Here is a 21,111-nt window from a genome sequence, read left to right on the forward strand (position 1 = left end):
GAGATCTGCAAACCATGTCGCTTTTTGTTTTTGCGAAACTTATTCTACATGACCTTTCAACTGCTTTCGATAAGTTAAACTTATATGAAAAAGCTGCCCTCGCTTTGCGAGGGCAGCCGGAAAGAAAACAGGTAACTATTTAAATTTACTTTTCAAAACATCCGCAAATTCCTCCACATAATATCCGAAGTTATCCTTCTTCCAGAACAGACAATAGTTGCGGACAATCGGTTCCTCTCCGCGACAAAGAGGAACACGGCGGATGGAAGTGCCGAAGGTCATAGCGGGGGTTCTGCCTTCCACAGGGAAAAACCCCTGTCCGCTGATGACCATCAGGCGTGCCTCCTCCAGATTCTCAGCAAAGAGGATCTCACTTGGAATCCCGATGATGGTTTGGTAAAACTCCTGCTCAGTGGTCTGTTGTTCTTTGGAGGCCACCAGAATACAGGGAAGGTTTTTCAATTCCTGTACGGTAACAGAAGAAAGCTCCGTCATAGGATTTCGGGCTGCTATGGCTGCGCAGGTATCCAATTTTTAGAATCGCTTCATCTCCACGGGCAATCTTAGCGGCCTCGCTGCACATCTGCTCATAATCTGAGACTAATACCAGGCTCTTTTTATAAAAGTGTTCCCCTGCAGGAGTCAACACAAATTTCCGATTATGTCGTTCCAGCAGGGAAAAGCCCAACTCTTGCTCCAATGCCTTGCTCTGCTGAGAAATGGCAGACTGGGAAATGTGGCACTCTTCTGCAGCTTCTGAAAAGCTGTTATTGCGCACAACGGCTTGAAAACATTGAATCTGTCGTAACAAGGACCCACCTCCCGCTGAAACATACCTTTATCAGTATAGCATATCCGCACTAGTTTTCAAAAGAGATGTGTAATCGTGGTGAAAATACCTGTGGTTTTATTTTAAAAGCTGTACCTTGGAAAACAAGAAGTCAGACACCCAAAAATGAAAGAAATTTATTTTAATATTTATAGGCTGTTTTTATCTCTGCGCTATCATTTTAACATCAAAGAACCCCCAAAAAACAGGGTGCCGGCATTGGCACTGCAGATCGGGAGGCGGCCTCAATGTGGCTTGACGTTTTATTTCAGGAATGTATGGATGCAGCGCAGTCAGAACGTGTTTCCAGGCCTGTCCGAATCCTGTGCATCGTTCTTGTATCACTGGTGTTTCTTATCGCGATTACCGGTTTGTTTCTTCTGGTTTTTGTGATAGAGGGCCAAAGCCTTTTCAAGCGAGGTATCTTCCTGATCATGGGAATGATTGCGCTTGCCTCTTATCTGCACTTTCTAAGTGCCATCGTGAGAAAGGGCGGGAGGAAGCCGTAATGCGATCGGACATGAAAAAAGCCTATTACCATCAGCTTGGCCCAGAAAACATCTGCCGCTGCACCGACTGCCGAAACTACTGTGCCAGGGGCAAGGCGGCCTATCCGGAGGTGGCCCGGTATCTTGCTGAGGTAGACAGGGAGGCAGGATACCAGATAAGAACGGATGGAAGACGCATATGACAAATCTTCTATACAGCTTAATGATATTCAATGAGGGGCTTGAAGGGTTTTTTATCGGAGTGTTTGAATCCAGCGAAAAGGCCAGGCAAGTGGCGGAACATTACTTATCTGCTCTCCCAGGATTCCGGGATTACCCCTGCACCTATGAGATCACAGAAAAGTTGGTGGTTGGTACAGTCGGCCAACCTCAGAAAGTCCATATGATCTGGGGCTGGGACGAGGATGAAAATGGGAACGAGACAGGTATTTGGAGCAGCACCTGCTATACGGATAAGCAGAACGCCCAACAGGCTCTGGAAGAAGCAAGGCGGAGTATGAACAAGCAAGAGTGGAGCCTGGATACCTGCCTCATTGGTCAATGTCACTGGACAGAGGGCTTTGCACGTGTCTTTTCTTCAGAATAAGAACAATATAAAATACATAAGCGAGGAGATCAGGCAATGGCTTTGAGTTATGATGAAATGCAGCAACTGTTTGAACAAATGGGATTCAAAGGCTTTTCCATGCGAGCGTATGATGCACAGATGGAATATCTTATTTCTGAGGCGATGGAAAACAATGCAAAAGCGTATATGATTGATGTAGTCCCCGGCGACCTTGAATTCGGACAGAATGATGGGATTGCCTTACTGGAAAAGCATTATTATAAAGAGGCTAATATGGCTCGTCTGCTTCGTAAGTGGTTGGATATCGTTCTCCATTTTTCATGCTACTATCCGCTGGAGACTGTTCTGGTTACTGGCGTAGGCTTACCAGATATAGAAGATTTCAAAGAGCAAACACCCAATGAAGAAGGATATTACCTGGAATTCCCCATGGAATCTATCCACGACATGGATGAGCTGTCTGACCTGGTGTTTCAAAAGACCTTTGGGACCATGAGATTTTTGTTCCCAACACTTGATATGGTGTTTCATATTGAGACCGGTGAGGTATATAATATTGTCACGCTGAAGAAAATTACGGAAGAAAACCAGACAGCAATAGAACTCCTGCGGAAACTTGTGGCAGCTCAGGGATTATTTCTTGTGTAAAGGAGGATCGTGTGCCATGAGTGAGATGTTGCTGAACGGGATGTTGTTTGATGATTACCTTGCAAAGTATGAGATATTTGAGAAAACCACACAGTTCATGATGGAGTACCTGAAAAATTGGTACGATGATGATCCGGAAGATTTTCAGAGAGAAATGTGGGCAGATTATCGGACTGTGGCAGAAACCTATCAGTTTAAGCGGAAAATTGCCGCATTTGAGAAAAACTATATGTATGACACGCCCCTGCTCTGCATTGCTTTCAGTATGGACATCAATGATAATGAGGGTAATTATGTGGCAATTTATACCGCAATTTTTGACCTTAACGGTAACTGCATTGATGACCTGCTGCGTAAATGATATTGATTAGTCATCTGTAATAGATTTTCGAGATTAGACGCAGAATGCTAAAAGCGTTTCGATATTCATGAGTAAAAGGATGTTCACCATGAGTCAGTGTATTTTTATAGCAGCCGATACTCCCTTGCCCGAAGTCACACCACCACAAGATTATCCCCTACATATTGATTTGGACGCCGGCACCATCTTTGATGGGGGAGCGGATGATAATTATTTCCTGCTACCCTTTGACGAGGTGGATCTATACTGCGAGAAGAAATACGGAGTTTATCTTGAACTTCCTCAATTCACAAATGGACGGGCCGAGCAAATGATTGCTTATATCAGAACAGCTCTGATGCAATCTGACAGCGTAGAAATTTGGAATGTCTGGCTCTCGGGCTATTGGGAATTTGATGATAGGCCCCATATCTGTAAACGAACCGTTCCTATTGACGAATTGACCGCAGAGGACATAAAAGAGATCGTCCAAGCGGAGAACTGGGACAATAAGGATAAAAATCGGCCGTGGTTTTACTGTTTGGAAATAATTTAATTGACGGAAAAGCAGGGGGGGATAATGGAGAACAACTGGAAAGCATGGATACCACACCATGATTTAGAAAATAAATACTTTATATGTAAGGTCGTTGATGACGAGGATGGGCTTCAACTATTTCACATAAGCAATGACTATACGAAGAAAATATGTGTCCAGTTTCCAGGTATGGTATATGCCTATCGAAATCGGCTTGAACTTGCAGCACTTTGCACTTTAGATAAGATTGAAGATAAAACCAGAGGGTTCTTGGCATCGGATTGGACTTTCTTTGTTGTGGAAAATTCTGCTTATGCAAAAGAATCGCAAGACATATATCCATTTTCACAGCTTATCCATTTTGCTATTGTTGGAGGCCAAGCATTATTTGAGGTTATAACGGATGCACTACCTATAATCACCGAAGGCTGGGAATTTCCACCCGAAGATATGGTCGATGAAATGACACTTCCAAGGGAAATCACAGGATTTTAGAGCGTGGACACAGGTACGTTCAAGAAACTTCTATTCTGCTCAGATCCGTAGATATGACGACTTCATTTTTATTTTACAGAACATCCACCCCCTAGTCTCCTAATTTTTGGAGACCAGGAGGAGTATTATACGAGATGGGCCCCAGGACTTGCGCCGCATAAAACAAAAGGACGGCCACCCCTTCTAAAAAGCGGCACCCCTCCTGTGGTCAAACCAGGAAACCGTCTGTGGTATTTCTGTGGTCAGATATAAACGCAAATTTTTCGGGCTAAATTTTCACAACAAAAAGCAAGAAAAACCGCCATTTTCGTACGAAAATGGCGGTTTTTTGGTCCGAGTGGTGGGATTTGAACCCACGGCCTCATGGACCCGAACCATGCGCGCTACCAACTGCGCTACACCCGGATGCTGATTGTCATTTTCACGACTATAGCTTATACATTATAAATTTCTTCCCTGACGATGTCAAGAGGAATAATGGAATTCTCCATGGAATATCCTATTTTATCAAAAACATCAAAAGGGGGAGTGGGGATGGAGCATACCAGCGCATCCTACCGCGCATACCGGACAAGCGGCCGTTCCGCCGCCAGGCGGAACCGAGGCAATCAAAGCGGGCTCTCGCCCAAGGAGCGGGTGCGCCTGGTACAGCTGTGTGTGTGCCTGGTGCTGTTTCTGGCGGTGTTTGTGGGGAAGGGAGCCTTCCCGCAGCAGCTGGCCCAGATTCAAAACAAGCTGGTGTCGGCGCTGACGGCAGACACCGACTTCCGCGCCGCTTTTTCTAAGTTGGGGGAGTCCCTGGGAACCCAGGACTCGGTGCTGGGGGAGCTGGAGGACTTCTGCGTGGAGGTCTTTGGCATCCAACCTTCCGGGGCCGGTGACGATTTGGAGGGTCAAAGCCAGACTCAGCAGGAGCAGGCCTTTCTCAATGCCGGGGCCTCCTCCGCCGACCTGGCCGCCCACTACCTGCGCCTGGAGGATATGCCTCAGGACTGGCTGAGCGGGGGAGAGACTGTGTCGGAAACCCCGGAGACAGCACCAGAGCCTCAGGCCCAAACTCAGCCCGAGGCAGCGGCGGCCCAGCCGGAGGAGACCGTGCCGGCGGTAGGCACGGTGCTGCTGTCGGCAAACTACGAAGGCCCGGCACTGCCCAACAATTACACTATGGATAAACTGTCCCTGGGAGCGCTGGAGACCGTCAACCCAATTCTGGGCCACCTCAACTCGGTGTACGGCTACCGGGACCACCCGGTGGACGGGGAGTATAAATTCCACAACGGAGTGGACATCGGCGGACAGATGGGGGACCCCATCGGTGCCTTTGCCGCCGGGACGGTAGAGTACATCGGCGAGAATGACGACCACGGGCTGTATCTGCAGATCGACCACGGCAACGGAGTCAAGAGCTTCTATGCCCACTGCAGCAATCTGTGTGTCTCCCAGGGCCAGACTGTGGCGGCAGGGGAGACGGTGGCCCTGGTTGGCTCTACCGGGGTATCTACCGGCCCTCACCTGCATCTGGAGATCAAATGCAACGGGGTGCACGTGGACCCGGCCTACTACGTCACCTTCCTTACCGACTGAGTGCGTCTGGGCAGGGTAGAGGTCAGCGGCGGCTTTCTTTTGCTGCTGGCCTGGCTCAACTATACCGATACCCAGGGGCTGATCCCCCAGGCCGTTGTCTCCTGCGCCCTGCATGAGGGGGGACATTGGCTGGCCATCCAGGCCGTGGGCGGTAAGGTGAGGCGCATGCGGCTGGGAATTGCGGGAGCAGAGATGGAGCTGGGCCGTCCTCTGTCCTACCCCAGGGAAGCCCTGTGCGCCCTGGCCGGGCCGGGGGTGAGCCTAGCTCTGGCCTGGCTGGGGCATTTCCTGCCCGGCGGCGCTCTGTTTGCGGGCATCAACTTGGTGCTGGCCCTCTTTAACCTGCTACCGGTGAGCGGCCTGGACGGGGGGAGGGCGCTCCACTGCACCCTGTGCGCCCTGGCCGGACCGGAGGCAGCGGAGCGGACAGCCGGCCTTCTGGACGGATTTTTGGTAGGTGTACTGGTAGCCGGAGGGGTCATTTTGGCCTGGAATGGGGGCAGCATCACCCTGCTTTTTACCGCAGGATGGCTATTTTCTTCCATTTGGCGTGAAAAGGAAGGAAAAAGGGGTTGCCAGATAGGGGGGAAACGAGTAAAATAGTTCTACCGCGTCTCAAGATAGAACTGGGGGAACGACATGAATCGCACGCTGGAGCATATTTTGCCCAAAGTACAAAAACCTGCCCGCTACACGGGCGGAGAATATAACGCCGTGGTAAAAGACAAACGCACGGTAGACACCCGCTTTGCCCTTTGCTTCCCGGACACCTATGAAATCGGCATGTCCAACCTGGGCTGCCGTATTTTATACGGCCTGATGAACGAGCAGGAGGGGCTGTGGTGCGAGCGTTGCTACGCCCCCTGGGGAGATATGGAGGAGGAAATGCGCCGGGAGGGGTTGCTGCTCTACGCCCTGGAGAGCGGCGACCCTATTTCTGACTTTGATATCATCGGCTTCTCGCTGGGCTATGAGATGGCCTACACCAATGTCCTGAACATGCTGGACCTGGCGGGGCTGCCTCTGCGCAGCGAGCAGCGGCCGGAACTCACGCCTCTCATCGTGGCGGGCGGTACCTGCTGCTATAACCCGGAGCCTCTGGCCCCCTTCGTGGACCTGTTTGTCCTGGGTGAAGGGGAGGAGGTCACCCTGGAGTACATCGCCCTGTATCGCCAGGCCAAGGAGGAGTGCTGGAGCAAGGAGGAGTTTTTGCGGGAGGCCGCCCAGATCGAGGGCATCTACGTCCCGTCCTTCTATGAGCCCGTCTACCGTCCTGATGGCACCCTGGAGGAAATGCGCATCAAGGATGGCTCCGGCGCGCCGGAGCAGGTGCGCAAGCGGGTGGTCCAGGACATGGACAAGTCCTACTTCCCGGTGAAGACCATCATCCCCTCCACCGAGATCGTCCACGACCGCGTCATGCTGGAGCTGTTCCGTGGCTGCATCCGTGGCTGCCGGTTCTGCCAGGCAGGCTATGTGTACCGCCCGGTGCGAAACCGCAATCCTCAGCTGCTGGCTGAGTACGGCAAGGCGGCTTGTCAGGATTCCGGCTATCAGGAGATGACCCTGTCCAGCCTCAGCTCCACCGACTACCCCTGCCTGCTGGAGCTGTGTGACGATCTGCTGGACTACTGCGCGCCTAAGGACATCGGCGTGTCCCTGCCCTCTCTGCGGGCGGACACCTTCTCTATGAACCTCATGGAGCGCCTGCAGCGGGTGCGCAAGGGCGGTCTGACCTTTGCCCCGGAGGCGGGCACACAGCGTCTGCGCGACGCCATCAACAAGAATCTGCGGGAGGAGGACCTGCTGCAGTCCTGCCGCACCGCCTTCTCCGGCGGCTGGAGCGGCGTAAAGCTCTACTTCATGCTGGGCCTGCCCACCGAGACCGACGAGGACGTGCTGGGCATCGCTGATCTGGCCCGGAAGGTGTACCAGTGCTGGCGGGAGTGCACTCCCAACCGCGCCCGCGGGGTGCGCATCACCGTGTCCACCTCCTGGTTTGTCCCCAAGCCCCACACTGCCTTCCAGTGGGACGCCCAGATCCCGGTGGAGGAGTACCAGCGGCGGGTGAACCTGCTGCGGGACGCTCTGAAGCGGGACCGTTCCATCACCTACAACTGGCATGACCCCCAGACCAGCTATCTGGAGGCCATCTTCTCCCGGGGCGACCGCCGCCTGGCCGACGTGCTGGAGCACGCCTGGCAGAACGGGGCCAAGTTCGACTCCTGGAGCGAGTATTTTGACTTCCATCGCTGGATGGACGCCCTGTCCGCCTGCGGCCTGGACGGCGACTTCTACGCCCACCGGGAGCGGCCCCGGGACGAGGTATTCCCCTGGTGCCGCATCGACCCCATGGTCACCCCCGCCTTCCTGTGGCATGAGCGGGAGCTGTGCTACCAGTCCCAGACCACCCCGGACTGCCGCACCCGCTGTTCCGGCTGTGGAGCCAACCGCCTGCTGAAAGGAGGGGTGTGCAATGGCTGACCGTCTGCTCTTTTCCAAGACTGGCCGGGCCAAGTATATCTCCCACCTGGACCTGATGCGCACCTTCCAGCGGGCCTTCACCCGGGCTGGCATTGAAATCAAGCACACCCAGGGCTTCCATAAACACCCCTTCGTGTCCATCGCCCTGCCCCTGTCGTTGGGCTACTCCAGCCAGTGTGAGATTCTGGAGTTCGGTCTGGTGGGGGGAGCCACCGCCGAGGAGGTTCCCGCCCGGCTCACTGCGGCCATGCCTGAGGGCATCATCATTCACCAGTGCTACCCCGCCGAGCGTAAGCTCAAAGAGCTGGCCTATGTGAACTACATTATCAACTTTGAGTACTCCGAGGGCCGTCCTCAGGCCTCGGAACCCGCCATGCGGGAGTTGCTGAGCCGGGAGAGCCTGGTGATGCAGAAGAAGTCCAACAAGTCCAAAAAGGGCTACACTGAGGTGGATCTCATCCCCCTCATCAAGGGCTTCAATCTGGAGTGCCAGAGTGACACCCTCACCCTGGACGCGGTACTGTGCGCCCAGAATCCGGGACTCAACCCGGAGCTCATCCGGGCGGCCTTCTGTCAGGCCTACCCCGAGTACGCCCCCGATTTTGTCACCTTCCACCGCCGTGAGGTACTGGATATCGACGGAAAACCGTTTAGATGATGGCTTCTTTCTCCCCACGGGGTTGTCAAACGCCCGGGGGAGTGGTATAATACCTCCGCTATTTGAACCGAAAAAAGAGAAGGGAACGATACTATGTCCGGACATTCCAAGTGGCACAATATTCAAAAGACCAAGGGCGCGGCCGACGCCAAGCGCTCTCAGATTTTTACCAAGATCGCCCGTGAGATGATCGTGGCCGTCAAGACCGGCGGCAGCGGCGATCCCGCCAACAACTCCCGCCTGGCCGCCGTTATCGCCAAGGCCAAGGCTGCCAACATGCCCAACGACAACATCAAGCGCACCATCGACAAGGCTCTGGGCGCGGGCAACACCGACAACTTCGAGAGCGTGGTGTACGAGGGCTACGGCCCCAACGGCGTGGCCGTTATCGTGGACGCTCTGACCGATAACCGTCAGCGCACCGCCCCCGAAGTGCGTCACCTGCTGGACAAGTACGGCAAGGGCCTGGGCGCCACCGGCTGCGTGTCCTGGAGCTTTGACCGCAAGGGCGTCATCGTCCTGGACAGCGAGGACCTGGACGAGGACACCGTCATGATGGACGCTCTGGAGGCCGGTGCCGACGATATGCAGGCCGACGACGAGGTCTTTGAGATCTACACCGATCCCGACGCTTTCCCCGCCGTCTCCGAGGCTCTGGAGGCCAAGGGCTACACCTTCCTGGAGGCTTCCGTGCAGATGGTGCCTCAGAACTATGTCAAGCTCACCGACGAGGCTGACATCAAGAACATGGAGAAGCTCATCGACGCTCTGGAGGACAACGACGACGTCCAGAACGTGTACCACAACTGGGAGCAGTAACCCGCTTTCTTGAAAGAAAGCTTGGCAAAGAACTTTGTGCGAAACTTCGTTTCGCCTCTGCTTCGTAAGGTAAAACATAGGGACCCGCCAACCGGCGGGTCCCTGTTTCGTTATCTGTCTCTCTTTGCCGCTTGATAGACACTCAGTCCCAGTCCTGCTCCCACTTAATGAAGTTGCCGGTGGCAGCGTCAATTTCAAAGTCGTACTCGGTGCGGCCTTCCCGCAGCTCGCCCTCATACACGGCCCGGCCATCGTCAAAGTCGAACTCCAGCTTGATCAAAGTGGCATTAGGCGCCTTGGCCTGGGCTAGCTGCTGGGCCTTCTCCCGGGAAATGTAGTTGCCGGAGCTGGTGCCCGTGTTGCCGGAGGAGGGGATGGTGTAGTTCTCGATGTCGTAGTCATAGCCCACGATGGAGCCGGTGGCGGCGTCGATCTCGTAGTCGTACTCCTTGTTGCCGGAGTAGAACTCCACCTCATAGACCACCCGGCCATCCTCCCGGTCCAGCTTCAGCTCCAGGAAGGTGGCCTTGTTGGCGGACAGCCCGGCGTGGCTCAGGGCGATCTCCTTGGCCTTGGCCTCGCCGATGTAGTCGGAGGCGGAATCGTCGTCGTGGATGAGGATGGTCTGGGTGTTCTGGTCCCAGGAGACCTCCGCTCCCAGCAGCTGGCTCAGGGAGGCCAGAGGCAGGTAGGTGGTTCCGTTGTAGACCAGGGGGGAGACCCGGACTCCGGTGGTGTCCCGGACGGTGTAGGTGGTACCGTTGACCTTCAGGGTCATGTCGGGGCGGAAGGTGGCGGTCACAGTCTTGGACTGGCTGGCGGCGGCGGTCCCCAGGACCAGGCAGCTGGTGAGAGCCAGAGCGGCGGCGATATAAGATTTCTTCATAGTAAATTCCTCTCTTTCTTTGTGTGTTGTTTTGCGCTTCTGACTATGAAATGCACCAGGAGAGGATTTTATTGCACAAGCTGAAAAATTTCTGAAAAAATTTTTTCTCTGTCCGCCCCGCCCTCAGGGGGCAGATCGCATTACCTTACCTGACATAACAATGACCTTTTACTTTTTATATAACTCTTTACTATTTACATAACGGAGCCTCTATTCGCACAGAAACGTACACCAAAAGGCGGATTTTTTCTACATAGCGAGAGGAGGCGTAAAAATGGCAAACCCAAAACGGGGATTTGTACTCTATTTTGATAACTATCCTATGATCATTGCTCTGCCGCCGGACCAACGCGGATGGCTGATCACCGCTCTGATGGAGTATGCCGAGCGGCTGAGCCGGGGAGAGGGTCTCCCGCCAGAAGACCTGTTGACTCGCTACCCACCCCTCAGCCCTCAAACCAAGACGGCCTTTCAGTTCATGGCCACAGGGGTAGACCGTGACACCCAGCGCTGGCTCCAACGGCAGAGAGCCGGGGAGGAGCGCCGTAGGACCCGGGAAGGGGAGAGGCCGTCTTCGTCTGCGGCTTCTTCTGCTCAGACACTTCAGGAACAGGCGGAACGGGAGCGCCTGCGCCGGGTGCTGGAATTATCCAAAGGCATCCAATAAGCAAAAAACAGGCATGCGCATCTGCGCATGCCTGTTTTTGGTACAAGTAAGCCTGTAAGCCGGGTTCTGTCTTTTAAGACAGCCATCTATCTCGACGCGCCGTTGCCGACGCGCTCCAGCCGCCTCCCCGGGACGGTCGGGCCAACCTATTGTCCCTCCACGGCGTTGCTCCGGATAGAGTTTACAGCGATGGACTGTTCCCAGCCATCGGGTGAGCTCTTACCTCGCCTTTCCACCCTTACTGGCGGCAAGCCGCCAGCGGTATATCTCTGTTGCACTTTTCCTAGGGTCGCCCCCGGCGGATGTTATCCGTTATCCTTGCCCTGTGGAGCCCGGACTTTCCTCACAGACGGGCCTTTCGCCCCGCCCGCGCGGCTGTCCAGCTTGCTTGCCAAGCTATGATACAGGAAAAAAACCATTCTGTCAAATAAAATTCCGTCTTTCGGGGGAAAAATGAGGACAAAGCAGTTCCAGCGCCCCCTTCCTGATTGAAATTTTTCCAGGGGTGTGATAATATATTTTTAGGTATGCTTGGCTAGAGACCAGGCATCCAAAGAATCTGAAATCACTTCGATGGGAGGAGGACGCATATGTCCACCATTACGGAATATTTAGAGGAACTCAGCGGCCGGTCGGTAACGGTGATCGGTATGGGCATCAGCAATGTGCCCCTGATCAAAATGCTGCTGCGCGCGGGCGTGAAGGTCACCGTGCGTGACAAGGCAAACCGTGAGAAGGTTGCCGACCTGGCCCAGGAGCTGGAGAGCCTGGGAGCCACGCTGGTGCTTGGCCCGGACTATCTGAAGGACCTGGGCGGGGAGCTTATCTTCCGCACCCCGGGCCTCAGCCCCAACACCCCGGAGCTGGCCCAGGCCGTGGAGAACGGAGCCGCCCTGAGCTCGGAGATGGAGGTCTTCTTCCAGACCTGCCCCAGCCACCTGGTGGCCGTGACCGGCAGCGACGGCAAGACGACTACCACCACCATCATCTCGGAATTTTTGAAGGAGGCGGGCAAGACCGTCTATGTAGGCGGCAACATCGGCAAGCCTCTGCTGCCTGACGTGGCCGACATGGACCCGGAGGACTTCGCCGTGCTGGAGCTGTCCTCCTTCCAGCTGATGACCATGGAGCAGAGCCCCAACATCGCTGTCATCACCAACCTGGCCCCCAACCACCTGGACTACCACCACACCATGGAGGAGTACACCAACGCCAAGAAGAACATCTTCCTGCACCAGGGGGAGGGCGACCGGCTCATCCTCAACTATGACAACGAGGTTACCCGTTCCATGGCCGCCGAGGCGGTGTGCCCGGTGACCTGGTTCAGCCGTAAGGAGCGCCTGGAGGAGGGCGTTTATCTCCGGGACAACGCCATCTGGCTGACCAACGAGATGGGCAGCCGGGAAGTGCTGCCTCTCAGCGATATCCAGCTGCCCGGCGTACACAACATTGAAAACTACATGGCCGCCATTGCCGCGGTGGACGGTCTGGTACCTGACAAGTGCGTGCGGGCTGTGGCCCGCCGCTTCCACGGCGTGGAGCACCGCATCGAGCTGGTGCGGGAGCTGGACGGCGTGAAGTACTACAACGACTCCATCGGCACCAGCCCCAGCCGCACCACCGCCTGCCTGGAGTCCTTCAACCAGAAGATCATCCTGATTGCCGGCGGCTACGACAAGGGTGTGCCCTTTACTCAGCTTGGCGTGGAAATCGTGGGCCACGTGAAGGCCCTGTTCCTCACCGGCAACACCGCCGGAGCCATCCGCCAGGCGGTGGAGCAGGCTCCCGGCTACGCCGAGAGCGGCATGATCCTGGCCGAGACCGAGGACCTGGCTGCCGCTGTGGCCGCCGCCCGCCAGGCGGCAAAGCCGGGCGACGTGGTGGTGCTCTCTCCCGCCTGCGCTGCCTTTGACCACTTCAAGAACTTTATGGAGCGCGGCCAGGTATTCAAAAAGCTGGTCCAGGAACTGTAAGGAAGCTGCCAAGGAGGCAAACTGCGTTGAACTATCTTTCCGCTATCAACCGTCTCTCCGCCGCCCCCGGCCCCAGTGGGTTTGAGGGGGCGGTGGCTCGTGTGGCGCTGGATATGCTGAGCCCCCTGGTGGGGGAGGCCTATCTGGACCGCATGGGTAATGTGGTGGGTTTGCGGCCCTGCGGCAAGCCGGGGGCAAAAAAGGTCCTGCTGGACGCCCACCTGGACGAGATCGGGTTTATCATCACCGGGCAAGAGGAGGGCTATCTCCGCTTTGCCCCTCTAGGGGGCGTTGACCCCCGGATGCTCCCCAACCGGGAGCTCACCGTCCTGACAAATCCGCCCCGGCTTGGTGTGGTGGCCTGTCTGCCCCCACACATCCAGAGCCGGGAGGACATGGACAAATCCCAACCTATCTCGGAACTGTATCTGGACCTGGGCCTTACGGAAGAGGAGGCCAAGGCCATTCCCATCGGCACCCCGGCCGTTTACCGGACGGGGTGTCTTGCCCTGGGTAAGGACCTTTTAAGCGGCAAGGCCCTGGACGACCGGGCCTGCTTTGTGCTGCTGCTGCGGGCCTTGGAGCTACTGGAGGGAGAGGAGCTGGATGTGGACCTCGTGGTCCTGGGCTCCACCCAGGAGGAGACCCACAGTACCGGCGCCATCACCGCCGCCTACGGACTCCGGCCCGACCTGTGCGTGGCGGTGGACGTGACCCACGGAGACAGCCCTGACGCCTCCAAGGACAAGACCTTCCCTCTGGGAAAGGGGCCGGTCATCGGCCTGGGACCCAACTGCACCAAGTGGATCTCCGATCTCATGCGCCGGTGCGCCAAGGAGATGGACCTGAATGTCCAGCTGGAGGTCATGTCGGGCTCCAGCGGCACCAACGGCTGGCCTCTCCAGGTGAGCCGGGAGGGCATTGCCACCGGGGTGCTTTCTCTGCCCCTTCGCTACATGCACACCCCCATTGAGACCGCCCACCAGGGCGACATGGAGGACACCGCCCGGCTCCTTGCCCAGTTTATCCGCCGGGTGGGAAAGGAGGGAGCCCTGTGAGAGATCTTCTGAACGAGCTGTGCGCCCTCAACGGCGTGTCCGGAGACGAGGGGGCCGTGCGGGACTTCATCCGCGCCCAGGCCGAGCCCTACGCCGACTCCATCCGCACCGATGCCCTGGGCAACCTCATTGTCTTTAAAAAGGGCAAAAAGTCCACGGGCAACCGCCTGCTTTTGGCCGCCCATATGGACGAGGTGGGCCTCATTATTACCCGGGCTACCGAGGATGGCTTTTTGAAGTTTGACTTCGTGGGCGGCGTGGACCGCCGGGTGGCTCTGGGCAAGCCGGTAGTGCTGGGTCCCAAGAAAATTCCCGGCGTCATCGGCATGAAGGCCATCCACATGCTCTCCCGGGAGGACATGAAGAAGGTGCCCAAGACCGAGGCTTTGTATATCGATATCGGTGCCTCCAGCCGGGAGGAGGCCGAGGAGATGGCGGAGCCCGGCGCCTACGGCTCCTTCGTCTGTGAAGGAGAACCCCTTGGCAGCGATTTCTTCAAGGCCAAGGCCATTGACGACCGGGTTGGCTGCGCCGTGATGCTGAAACTCCTTCAGGAGGAGCTGCCCCTGGACGTGACCTTCGCCTTCACCGCCCAAGAGGAGGTGGGCACCCGTGGTGCCTTCGCCGCCGCCTTTTCTGTAACCCCGGAGGTGGCTTTGGTCCTGGAGACCACCACCGCCGCTGATAGCCCCGCCGTGGAGGAGCACCGGAAGGTGTGCGCTCCGGGTAAGGGACCGGTGATCTCCTACATGGATGGAGGCACCATCTACGACCGGGGACTCTTTGAGGATCTGCGCCGCCTGGCGGAGGACAACGGCATCCCCTGGCAGACCAAGGAGTACCTGGCCGGAGGCAACGACGCCCGCACCATCCAGCGTACCAAGGCCGGCGTGCGGGTGGCGGCTGTGTCTGCCGCCGTTCGCTACCTCCACGCCCCGGCCAGCGTGGGCAGTTTTGCCGACTTTGAAAATATGCTGAAGCTGACCCGGCTGTTTCTGGCCGATCAGGCCACGAAATAGGAGGTTTTCTGCATGGAACTGTTTGAATATATCCAGACCCTCAACGCCGCCCACGGCCCATCCGGGGACGAGGGGGAGGTGCGGGAGACTATCACCCGTCTGGCCGCCCCTTACGCCGACGAGGTGACCACCGACACCCTGGGCAACCTCATCGTCCACAAGAAGGGCTCCGGCCCTCGGGTGATGCTGTGTGCCCACATGGACTCCATTGGCTTCATTGTCACCCACATCGAGAAGGAAGGGTTCCTCCGTCTGGGCCGGGTGGGCGGCATCGCCGCCAGCGAGGCTCTGTACACCCCGGTGCGCTTTAAAAACGGCGTGCGGGGAGTGTTCGCGAAGGAGGAGAAGGCGGAGCCCAAGGGGCTCAAGCTGGACTCCTGCTATGTGGATATTGGCGCGAACGATCAGGATGCCGCCAAGAAGCTGGTTCAGGTAGGGGATACAGCGGTATACGACACGCCTGCCATTCGCAATGGGGATAAAGTAATTTCCCCTTACCTCGACAACCGCATTGCCTGCGCTGTCCTCCTGGACGTGCTGGCCCGGTTGGAGGACTGCCCCAACGACCTGTACTTGGTCTTCTCCGTTCAGGAGGAGGTGGGCCTGCGGGGAGCCAAGACGGCGGCCTGGGCCATCGACCCGGACTACGCCCTGGCGGTGGACGTCACCGACGTGGACGACACCCCAGGCAGCGAGCGCTGCGGCACCGTCCAGCTGGGCAAGGGTGCGGCCATCAAGGTGATGGATTCCTCCGTCATCTGTCACCCCGCTGTGATCTCCGCTCTGGAGGAGGCTGCCAAGACCGCAAACATTCCCGTCCAGAAGGACATTATGCGGGCCGGGGGCACCGATGCGGGCGCCATCCACACCACCCGCCTGGGCGTGCTCACCGGAGGGGTGAGCATCCCCTGCCGATACATCCACACCCCCGTGGAGATGGCCGACTTAAACGACGCCAAACACTGCGCCGACCTGCTGCTGGCCTTTGTGTGCCGGAAGCTGGAACCGATCAAATAAAGAAAGAATAAGGACTGAGAAGGAAAATGGCTTTACACATTAGCAAGCAAGTGCGTCAGCTGGGCGAGCAGGCCCAGGCCGAGCTGCGGGAGCAGTTTGCCCGCATTGACGCCATCGCCCAAGAGAACACCCAGCGGGTGCTGGAGGCGTTCCAGGACCACCGGGTGGCCGATGCCTACTTTGCCGGAACCACCGGCTACGGCTACGACGACCTGGGCCGGGACAAGCTGGACGAGATCTATGCCCAGATTTTCGGCACCGAGGCCGCTCTGGTGCGCATCCAGTTTGTCAACGGCACCCACGCTATCGCCAGCGCCTTGTACGGCTGCCTGAAGGCGGGGGATGTGCTGGTGTCCGCTGTGGGCGCGCCCTACGATACCATGCTCGGGGTCATCGGAGTGGTGGACAAGGGCCACGGCTCTCTGAAAGACTACGGCGTCGAGTATCGGCAAGTAGAACTGCTTGACAACAAACCTGACCTGGAGGGCATGGCCAAAGCGGCCGCCGACCCCCGGGTCAAGGCGGTACTGATCCAGCGCTCCAAGGGCTACGCCACTCGTGCTTCTCTGTCGGTAGCGGAGATCGGGGAGATGTGTAAGGTCATCAAGGCCGCCAACCCCAACGCCGCCATCCTGGTGGACAACTGCTACGGCGAGTTTGTGGAGACCCTGGAGCCCACCCATGTAGGGGCCGACCTGGTAGTAGGCTCCCTCATTAAGAATCCCGGCGGCGGCCTAGCCCCCACCGGCGGCTATATCGCCGGGCGCAAGGACCTGGTGGAGGGGGCAGCTATGCGCCTCACCGTGCCCGGCATCGGTGCTGAGTGCGGCTCCACCCTGGGCAACAACCGGCTGCTGTACCAGGGCCTGTTCCTGGCTCCCCACACGGTGGCCCAGGCGGTGAAGACCGCCGTGTTCGCCGCCCGGGTGATGGAGCTGCTGGGCTATGAGACCGAGCCCCACTCCAGCCAAGTGCGCCACGACATCATTCAGATGATTCACATGCGGGAGCCGGAGGCCCTGAAGAAGTTCTGCAAGGGCATCCAGTTCGGTGCCCCGGTGGACTCCTACGTCACCCCTGAGCCCTGGGACATGCCGGGCTACGACTGCCCCGTCATCATGGCGGCGGGCGCTTTCATTCAGGGCGCGTCCATCGAGCTGTCCGCTGATGCCCCCATGCGGGAGCCCTACACCGTCTATCTCCAGGGCGGCCTGACCTTTGAGTCCGGCCGGCTGGGCGTGCTGCTGGCGGTGGAGGAGCTGCTGGGCGAACACGAATAAGCCAAGCTTCCCGGCGCATACCCTGCCCTGAGGGGGGTGTTGGGATGCGCCGGGAAATTCGCCGCTGTATGGTGCGCTACCGTTTGCGGCATAATAGACGACAAGGAAAACAGCTTGCCCCCTGGATGATTACCTTGGGAGTCGCCGCGGTTGTGGTATTGGTATGTACCGCCGTCCTGGAGGCCCGTCTGCGCCCCATGGTGGTACTGGCCGCCCAGGCTCAGGCCCAGAATGCCATCACCGCCGTGGCCGAGGAGACGGTGGTGGAGGACCTGGCCCAGCGCGGGGTGAGCTATGATGACTTTGTCACCATCCAGCGGGACAGCAGCGGCGCCATCACCGCCCTGACCACCGACATGGCTGCCCTGAATCTCCTGCGGGCTCAGCTGGTGGCCGATGTGCTGGAGGCCCTGGAGGGGGTAGACGTGTCCCAGATCCAGGTGCCTCTGGGCAGTCTGGTGGATCTGGATATTCTTTGGGGCTTAGGCCCCACCTTAAAGGTCCACGCCATGACGGTGGGCACGGTGGACGGGGAGTTTTTCAGTGAGTTCACCTCCGCCGGGGTTAACCAGACCCTCCACCGCATCTGCCTGAAGCTGACCGTACCTCTGACCCTGATGCTGCCCGGCGGGGCGGTGGAGACGGTGAGCGAGACCGAGCTGTGCGTGGCCGAGACGGTGATTGTGGGCCAGGTGCCCCAGACCTATCTGGATGCCGGGCAATGAAGAAAGGGAGGAACCCATGTCAGACGCACAAGAGATCCTGGAACTGCGCCGTGAGCTGAACCAGGCCAACTACGAATACTACGTCAAGGACGACCCCACCATGTCCGACTACGACTACGACCATAAGCTGCGCCGTCTGGAGGAGCTGGAGGGGGCTCACCCCGAGCTCATCACTCCCGACTCGCCCACCCAGCGAGTGGGTGGCAAGGCCCTGGAGTCCTTCACCCAGGTCACCCACCGGGTGCCTCTGGAGTCCCTTCAGGACGTGTTCGACTTTGACGAGCTGCGCGCCTTTGACCAGCGGGTACGTGGGGTGGAGCCCAAGGTAAGCTACTCTGTGGAGCCCAAGGTGGACGGCCTGTCCGTGGCTCTGGAGTACCAGGACGGCCAGTTTGTCCGGGGAGCCACCCGGGGCGACGGCCTGGTGGGCGAGGACGTGACAGAGAATTTAAAGACTGTAAAGTCTATCCCCTTGTCTATCCATGATGTACCTGGGACTCTCATTGTCCGGGGCGAGGTCTATATGCCCAAGAAGGTGTTCCACGCCCTCAACGAGGAACGGGAGAAGCGGGGAGAAGCCCTGTTTGCCAACCCCCGCAACGCCGCCGCAGGTTCCCTGCGGCAGCTGGACCCGAAAATTGCCGCCCAGCGTCGGCTGGACATTGCGGTGTTCAACATCCAGTGGGCGGAAAATGAGGACTTCCACAGCCACACCCAGGGCATCAACTACCTGGCGGACAAGGGCTTTAAGGTGATTCCCCATGTCATCTGCTCCTCCATTGAGGAGGCGGTGGCCCAGGTCCAGGCCATCGGAGAGGGCCGGGAGAACTACCCCTTCGACATCGACGGGGCGGTCATTAAGGTGGACGATCTGGCCCAGCGCCAGACGCTGGGCTCCACGGCCAAATTCCCCCGGTGGGCCGCCGCCTATAAATATCCCCCGGAAGTAAAGACTTCCCGCCTTACAGACATTGTCATTCAAGTGGGACGTACTGGGGTGCTCACTCCCAAGGCGGTGCTGGAGCCGGTGCGTCTGGCAGGCACCACGGTGACCAATGCCACCCTCCACAACCAGGATTTTATCACGGAAAAGGACATCCGCATCGGCGACACGGTGCTGGTTCGCAAGGCGGGGGAGATCATCCCCGAGGTGCTGTCGGTGGTGATGGAAAAGCGGCCCGATGACGCCGTGCCCTACCGCTTCCCAGAGGTGTGCCCCGAGTGCGGCGCGCCGGTGGCGCGGGACGAAGACGGCGCCCACATCCGCTGTACCGGAGCCGAGTGCCCCGCCCAGCTGCTGCGCAACCTGGCCCACTTTGCCAGCCGGGACGCCATGGACATTGAGGGTCTTGGCATCGCGGTGGTAGAGAACCTGGTAAAGGCGGGGCTGGTCAAGACCCCCGGCGACCTGTATTTCCTCCGCGAGGAGGACGTGGCCGAGCTGGAGCGCATGGGCAAGAAGTCGGCCCAGAACCTGCTCTCCGCCATCGAGAAGTCCAAGAGCCAGGACCTGTCCCGGCTGCTCTTCGCCTTCGGCATCCGCCAGGTGGGGCAGAAGGCGGGCAAGATCCTGGCCCAGCGCTTTGGCTCCCTGGACAACCTCCAGGCGGCCACGGTGGAGGAGCTGACCCAGGTGGACGACATCGGCGCCATCACCGCCCAGAGCATTGTGGACTGGTTTGCCAGCCCCCAGAGCCAGCACCTCATCGCCCGCCTCAAGGAGGCCGGAGTGAACATGCAGGCCGAGCAGAAGGGTGAGGACCAGCGCTTTGCGGGAAAAACCTTCGTGCTCACCGGCACGCTGGACCGCTTTACCCGTGCCGAGGCCACCAAGATGATCGAGGACCGGGGCGGCAAGGCCGCGGGTTCCGTATCGAAAAAGACCACCTATGTGGTGGCCGGGGAGGCCGCCGGTTCCAAGCTGCGCAAGGCCCAGGAGCTGGGCGTGCCCGTTCTGACTCAGGAGGAATTTCTGGCCCTGATGGAGTGACCTTGTTTCTCCTGGTAACATGTGCTATACTGAACCATATAAAAAATAGGAAGAAGGGGCTGCCATGGGGGCAAAAAAGGGTTACTTTTTTATTGTAGTCACCATCATCATGTTCACCTCCTATGAGGTGGTACTGAAATTTATCTCTGGGCAGCTCAACTCTATGCAGCTGACTCTGTGCCGGTTTTCGGTGGGTTTCCTCATTCTGCTGCCCCTGGCCCTGCACACCCTGGGAAAGCGGGGAGAGCGGCTGGATGGCAAGAGTGTGGCCTACTTCGCCCTGCTGGGTCTCCTGGGCATCGCCCTGAGTATGCCCATCCTCCACGTGTCGGTGAACTACGCCGGCTCGTCGGTGGCGGCGGTGCTCTTTAGCTGCAACCCGGTATTTGTCACCTTTTTGGCCTTCTTTTTGCTGAAAGAGCCCATTTTACCCCGGCATATTGCTGCTCTGGTGCTGGAGGTGGCGGGCACCATCGCCATTATCAATCCCTTCCAGACCTCGGTGAATCTGCTGGGGACAGGGCTGGCTCTGCTGTCCACCATTCTGTTCTCCTTCTACGGAGTCATGGGCAAGCGCAAGTGCGCCCAGTACGGCGGGGCAGTAGTCACCTGCTTCAGCTTCTTCTTTGGCAGCCTGATTTTGCTGGTGTTCATTCTCCTGTCCCACATTCCCGCCCTGGCTCAGATGCTCACCGGGGCTGGGCTCAGCGAGTTTGCCAACATCCCTATCTTCGCGGGGTACACCCTGCAAAACCTGCCCTACGTGCTGTTTGTGTCGGTCGGTGTGGCGGGCATCGGCTTTTGCTGCTATTTCCTTGCCATGGAGTACCAGCCCGCCAGCGTGGTCTCCCTGGTCTATTTCTTCAAGCCGGCTCTGGCGCCGGTGCTGGCCTGGATGGTTCACGGCGAGATCATCGCCCCCAACATGCTGCTGGGCATCGTGCTCATCGTGGCCGGTTCTCTGTGTGCCATCATCCCGGGTATTCTGGAAGCAAAGCGAGTTTCTTTGCATAAGTAAGATATT

At 58.0% G+C, this 21,111-nt stretch carries 24 protein-coding genes, 1 tRNA gene and 1 other RNA gene; 21 read left to right on the plus strand and 5 right to left on the minus strand.

The window, feature by feature from the left end; translation table 11 throughout:
* Positions 1–135 precede the first annotated feature (135 nt).
* The gene (locus ACLTXB_RS12680) at positions 136–438 is read right to left on the minus strand and encodes a hypothetical protein (RefSeq protein WP_428227248.1); all 303 of its coding nucleotides are present in this window, start codon (positions 436–438) and stop codon (positions 136–138) included.
* Positions 410–811: a LysR family transcriptional regulator gene (locus ACLTXB_RS12685; RefSeq protein ID WP_428227249.1), complete on the minus strand. Its 402-nt coding sequence runs from the start codon at positions 809–811 to the stop codon at positions 410–412. The genes ACLTXB_RS12680 and ACLTXB_RS12685 overlap by 29 nt, the downstream gene beginning before the upstream one ends.
* A 266-nt stretch (positions 812–1,077) precedes the next feature.
* Here ACLTXB_RS12685 and ACLTXB_RS12690 point away from each other — a divergent pair, with 266 nt between their 5' ends.
* The 7 genes from ACLTXB_RS12690 (at position 1,078) to ACLTXB_RS12720 (ending at position 3,927) form a co-directional block, all read left to right on the plus strand.
* A complete protein-coding gene (locus tag ACLTXB_RS12690; RefSeq protein WP_110440557.1) occupies positions 1,078–1,338 on the plus strand; it encodes a hypothetical protein in 261 nt (86 codons plus the stop codon).
* Between the two features lie 11 nt (positions 1,339–1,349).
* Entirely contained in the window at positions 1,350–1,520 is a 171-nt protein-coding gene (locus ACLTXB_RS12695) for a hypothetical protein (RefSeq protein ID WP_428227250.1), read from the plus strand.
* Entirely contained in the window at positions 1,517–1,924 is a 408-nt protein-coding gene (locus tag ACLTXB_RS12700; protein WP_428227251.1) for a hypothetical protein, read from the plus strand. The genes ACLTXB_RS12695 and ACLTXB_RS12700 overlap by 4 nt, the downstream gene beginning before the upstream one ends.
* Before the next feature lie 36 nt (positions 1,925–1,960).
* Positions 1,961–2,554, plus strand: coding sequence for a hypothetical protein (locus ACLTXB_RS12705; RefSeq protein ID WP_428227252.1), 594 nt, complete (start codon positions 1,961–1,963; stop codon positions 2,552–2,554).
* A gap of 16 nt (positions 2,555–2,570) precedes the next feature.
* The gene (locus ACLTXB_RS12710; RefSeq protein WP_428227253.1) at positions 2,571–2,915 is read left to right on the plus strand and encodes a hypothetical protein; all 345 of its coding nucleotides are present in this window, start codon (positions 2,571–2,573) and stop codon (positions 2,913–2,915) included.
* An 88-nt stretch (positions 2,916–3,003) separates the two neighbouring features.
* Positions 3,004–3,450 (plus strand): hypothetical protein, encoded by a 447-nt coding sequence (locus ACLTXB_RS12715; RefSeq protein ID WP_428227254.1) that lies wholly within the window; start codon positions 3,004–3,006, stop codon positions 3,448–3,450.
* Between the two features lie 24 nt (positions 3,451–3,474).
* The gene (locus ACLTXB_RS12720; RefSeq protein ID WP_428227255.1) at positions 3,475–3,927 is read left to right on the plus strand and encodes a hypothetical protein; all 453 of its coding nucleotides are present in this window, start codon (positions 3,475–3,477) and stop codon (positions 3,925–3,927) included.
* 329 nt (positions 3,928–4,256) lie between these two features.
* Here the strand turns inward: ACLTXB_RS12720 and ACLTXB_RS12725 are convergent.
* Positions 4,257–4,332, minus strand: a tRNA-Pro gene (locus ACLTXB_RS12725).
* A gap of 129 nt (positions 4,333–4,461) precedes the next feature.
* Between ACLTXB_RS12725 and ACLTXB_RS12730 the strand changes: the two genes are divergently transcribed.
* From ACLTXB_RS12730 to ACLTXB_RS12750, 5 genes are all read left to right on the plus strand, one after another.
* Entirely contained in the window at positions 4,462–5,511 is a 1,050-nt protein-coding gene (locus ACLTXB_RS12730) for a M23 family metallopeptidase (protein WP_428227256.1), read from the plus strand.
* Positions 5,512–6,114, plus strand: a complete 603-nt coding sequence (locus ACLTXB_RS12735; RefSeq protein ID WP_428227257.1) for a site-2 protease family protein — start codon at positions 5,512–5,514, stop codon at positions 6,112–6,114. It begins immediately after the preceding gene.
* 36 nt (positions 6,115–6,150) lie between these two features.
* Complete coding sequence (locus tag ACLTXB_RS12740; RefSeq protein WP_428227258.1) at positions 6,151–7,995, plus strand: TIGR03960 family B12-binding radical SAM protein; 1,845 nt, start codon at positions 6,151–6,153, stop codon at positions 7,993–7,995.
* Positions 7,988–8,653 (plus strand): TIGR03936 family radical SAM-associated protein, encoded by a 666-nt coding sequence (locus ACLTXB_RS12745; RefSeq protein ID WP_428227259.1) that lies wholly within the window; start codon positions 7,988–7,990, stop codon positions 8,651–8,653. Before ACLTXB_RS12740 ends, ACLTXB_RS12745 begins: the two co-directional genes overlap by 8 nt.
* Positions 8,654–8,746: 93 nt before the next feature.
* The gene (locus ACLTXB_RS12750) at positions 8,747–9,472 is read left to right on the plus strand and encodes a YebC/PmpR family DNA-binding transcriptional regulator (protein ID WP_008980812.1); all 726 of its coding nucleotides are present in this window, start codon (positions 8,747–8,749) and stop codon (positions 9,470–9,472) included.
* A gap of 142 nt (positions 9,473–9,614) precedes the next feature.
* Here ACLTXB_RS12750 and ACLTXB_RS12755 read toward each other — a convergent pair whose 3' ends face one another.
* Positions 9,615–10,358, minus strand: coding sequence for a PepSY domain-containing protein (locus ACLTXB_RS12755; protein WP_428227260.1), 744 nt, complete (start codon positions 10,356–10,358; stop codon positions 9,615–9,617).
* 274 nt (positions 10,359–10,632) lie between these two features.
* Here ACLTXB_RS12755 and ACLTXB_RS12760 point away from each other — a divergent pair, with 274 nt between their 5' ends.
* Positions 10,633–11,025 carry a DUF6291 domain-containing protein gene (locus tag ACLTXB_RS12760; protein WP_428227261.1) on the plus strand — a complete coding sequence of 131 codons (393 nt, stop codon included), beginning with the start codon at positions 10,633–10,635 and terminating at the stop codon, positions 11,023–11,025.
* Positions 11,026–11,064: 39 nt separating this feature from the next.
* On the opposite strand, the gene rnpB is transcribed toward ACLTXB_RS12760, so the two are convergent.
* Positions 11,065–11,416: RNase P RNA component class A (rnpB, locus tag ACLTXB_RS12765), an RNA gene on the minus strand.
* Between the two features lie 199 nt (positions 11,417–11,615).
* On the opposite strand from rnpB, the gene murD reads away from it, so the two are divergent.
* The 8 genes from murD (at position 11,616) to ACLTXB_RS12805 (ending at position 21,105) form a co-directional block, all read left to right on the plus strand.
* Positions 11,616–12,998, plus strand: a complete 1,383-nt coding sequence (murD, locus tag ACLTXB_RS12770; RefSeq protein ID WP_110440515.1) for a UDP-N-acetylmuramoyl-L-alanine--D-glutamate ligase — start codon at positions 11,616–11,618, stop codon at positions 12,996–12,998.
* A gap of 26 nt (positions 12,999–13,024) precedes the next feature.
* Positions 13,025–14,056, plus strand: coding sequence for a M42 family peptidase (locus ACLTXB_RS12775; protein ID WP_428227262.1), 1,032 nt, complete (start codon positions 13,025–13,027; stop codon positions 14,054–14,056).
* Complete coding sequence (locus ACLTXB_RS12780) at positions 14,053–15,075, plus strand: M42 family metallopeptidase (protein ID WP_428227263.1); 1,023 nt, start codon at positions 14,053–14,055, stop codon at positions 15,073–15,075. Before ACLTXB_RS12775 ends, ACLTXB_RS12780 begins: the two co-directional genes overlap by 4 nt.
* A gap of 12 nt (positions 15,076–15,087) precedes the next feature.
* Positions 15,088–16,092 carry a M42 family metallopeptidase gene (locus tag ACLTXB_RS12785; protein ID WP_428227264.1) on the plus strand — a complete coding sequence of 335 codons (1,005 nt, stop codon included), beginning with the start codon at positions 15,088–15,090 and terminating at the stop codon, positions 16,090–16,092.
* A gap of 26 nt (positions 16,093–16,118) precedes the next feature.
* On the plus strand, positions 16,119–17,372 hold the full coding sequence (locus ACLTXB_RS12790) for an aminotransferase class I/II-fold pyridoxal phosphate-dependent enzyme (RefSeq protein WP_110440511.1): 1,254 nt from the start codon (positions 16,119–16,121) through the stop codon (positions 17,370–17,372).
* A gap of 125 nt (positions 17,373–17,497) precedes the next feature.
* Positions 17,498–18,097 carry a sporulation protein YunB gene (gene yunB, locus ACLTXB_RS12795; RefSeq protein ID WP_428227265.1) on the plus strand — a complete coding sequence of 200 codons (600 nt, stop codon included), beginning with the start codon at positions 17,498–17,500 and terminating at the stop codon, positions 18,095–18,097.
* A 16-nt stretch (positions 18,098–18,113) separates the two neighbouring features.
* Positions 18,114–20,087 carry an NAD-dependent DNA ligase LigA gene (ligA, locus tag ACLTXB_RS12800; protein ID WP_428227266.1) on the plus strand — a complete coding sequence of 658 codons (1,974 nt, stop codon included), beginning with the start codon at positions 18,114–18,116 and terminating at the stop codon, positions 20,085–20,087.
* Between the two features lie 64 nt (positions 20,088–20,151).
* A complete protein-coding gene (locus ACLTXB_RS12805) occupies positions 20,152–21,105 on the plus strand; it encodes a DMT family transporter (protein WP_428227267.1) in 954 nt (317 codons plus the stop codon).
* Positions 21,106–21,111: the final 6 nt, after the last annotated feature.

Source organism: Flintibacter sp., assembly GCF_046973065.1.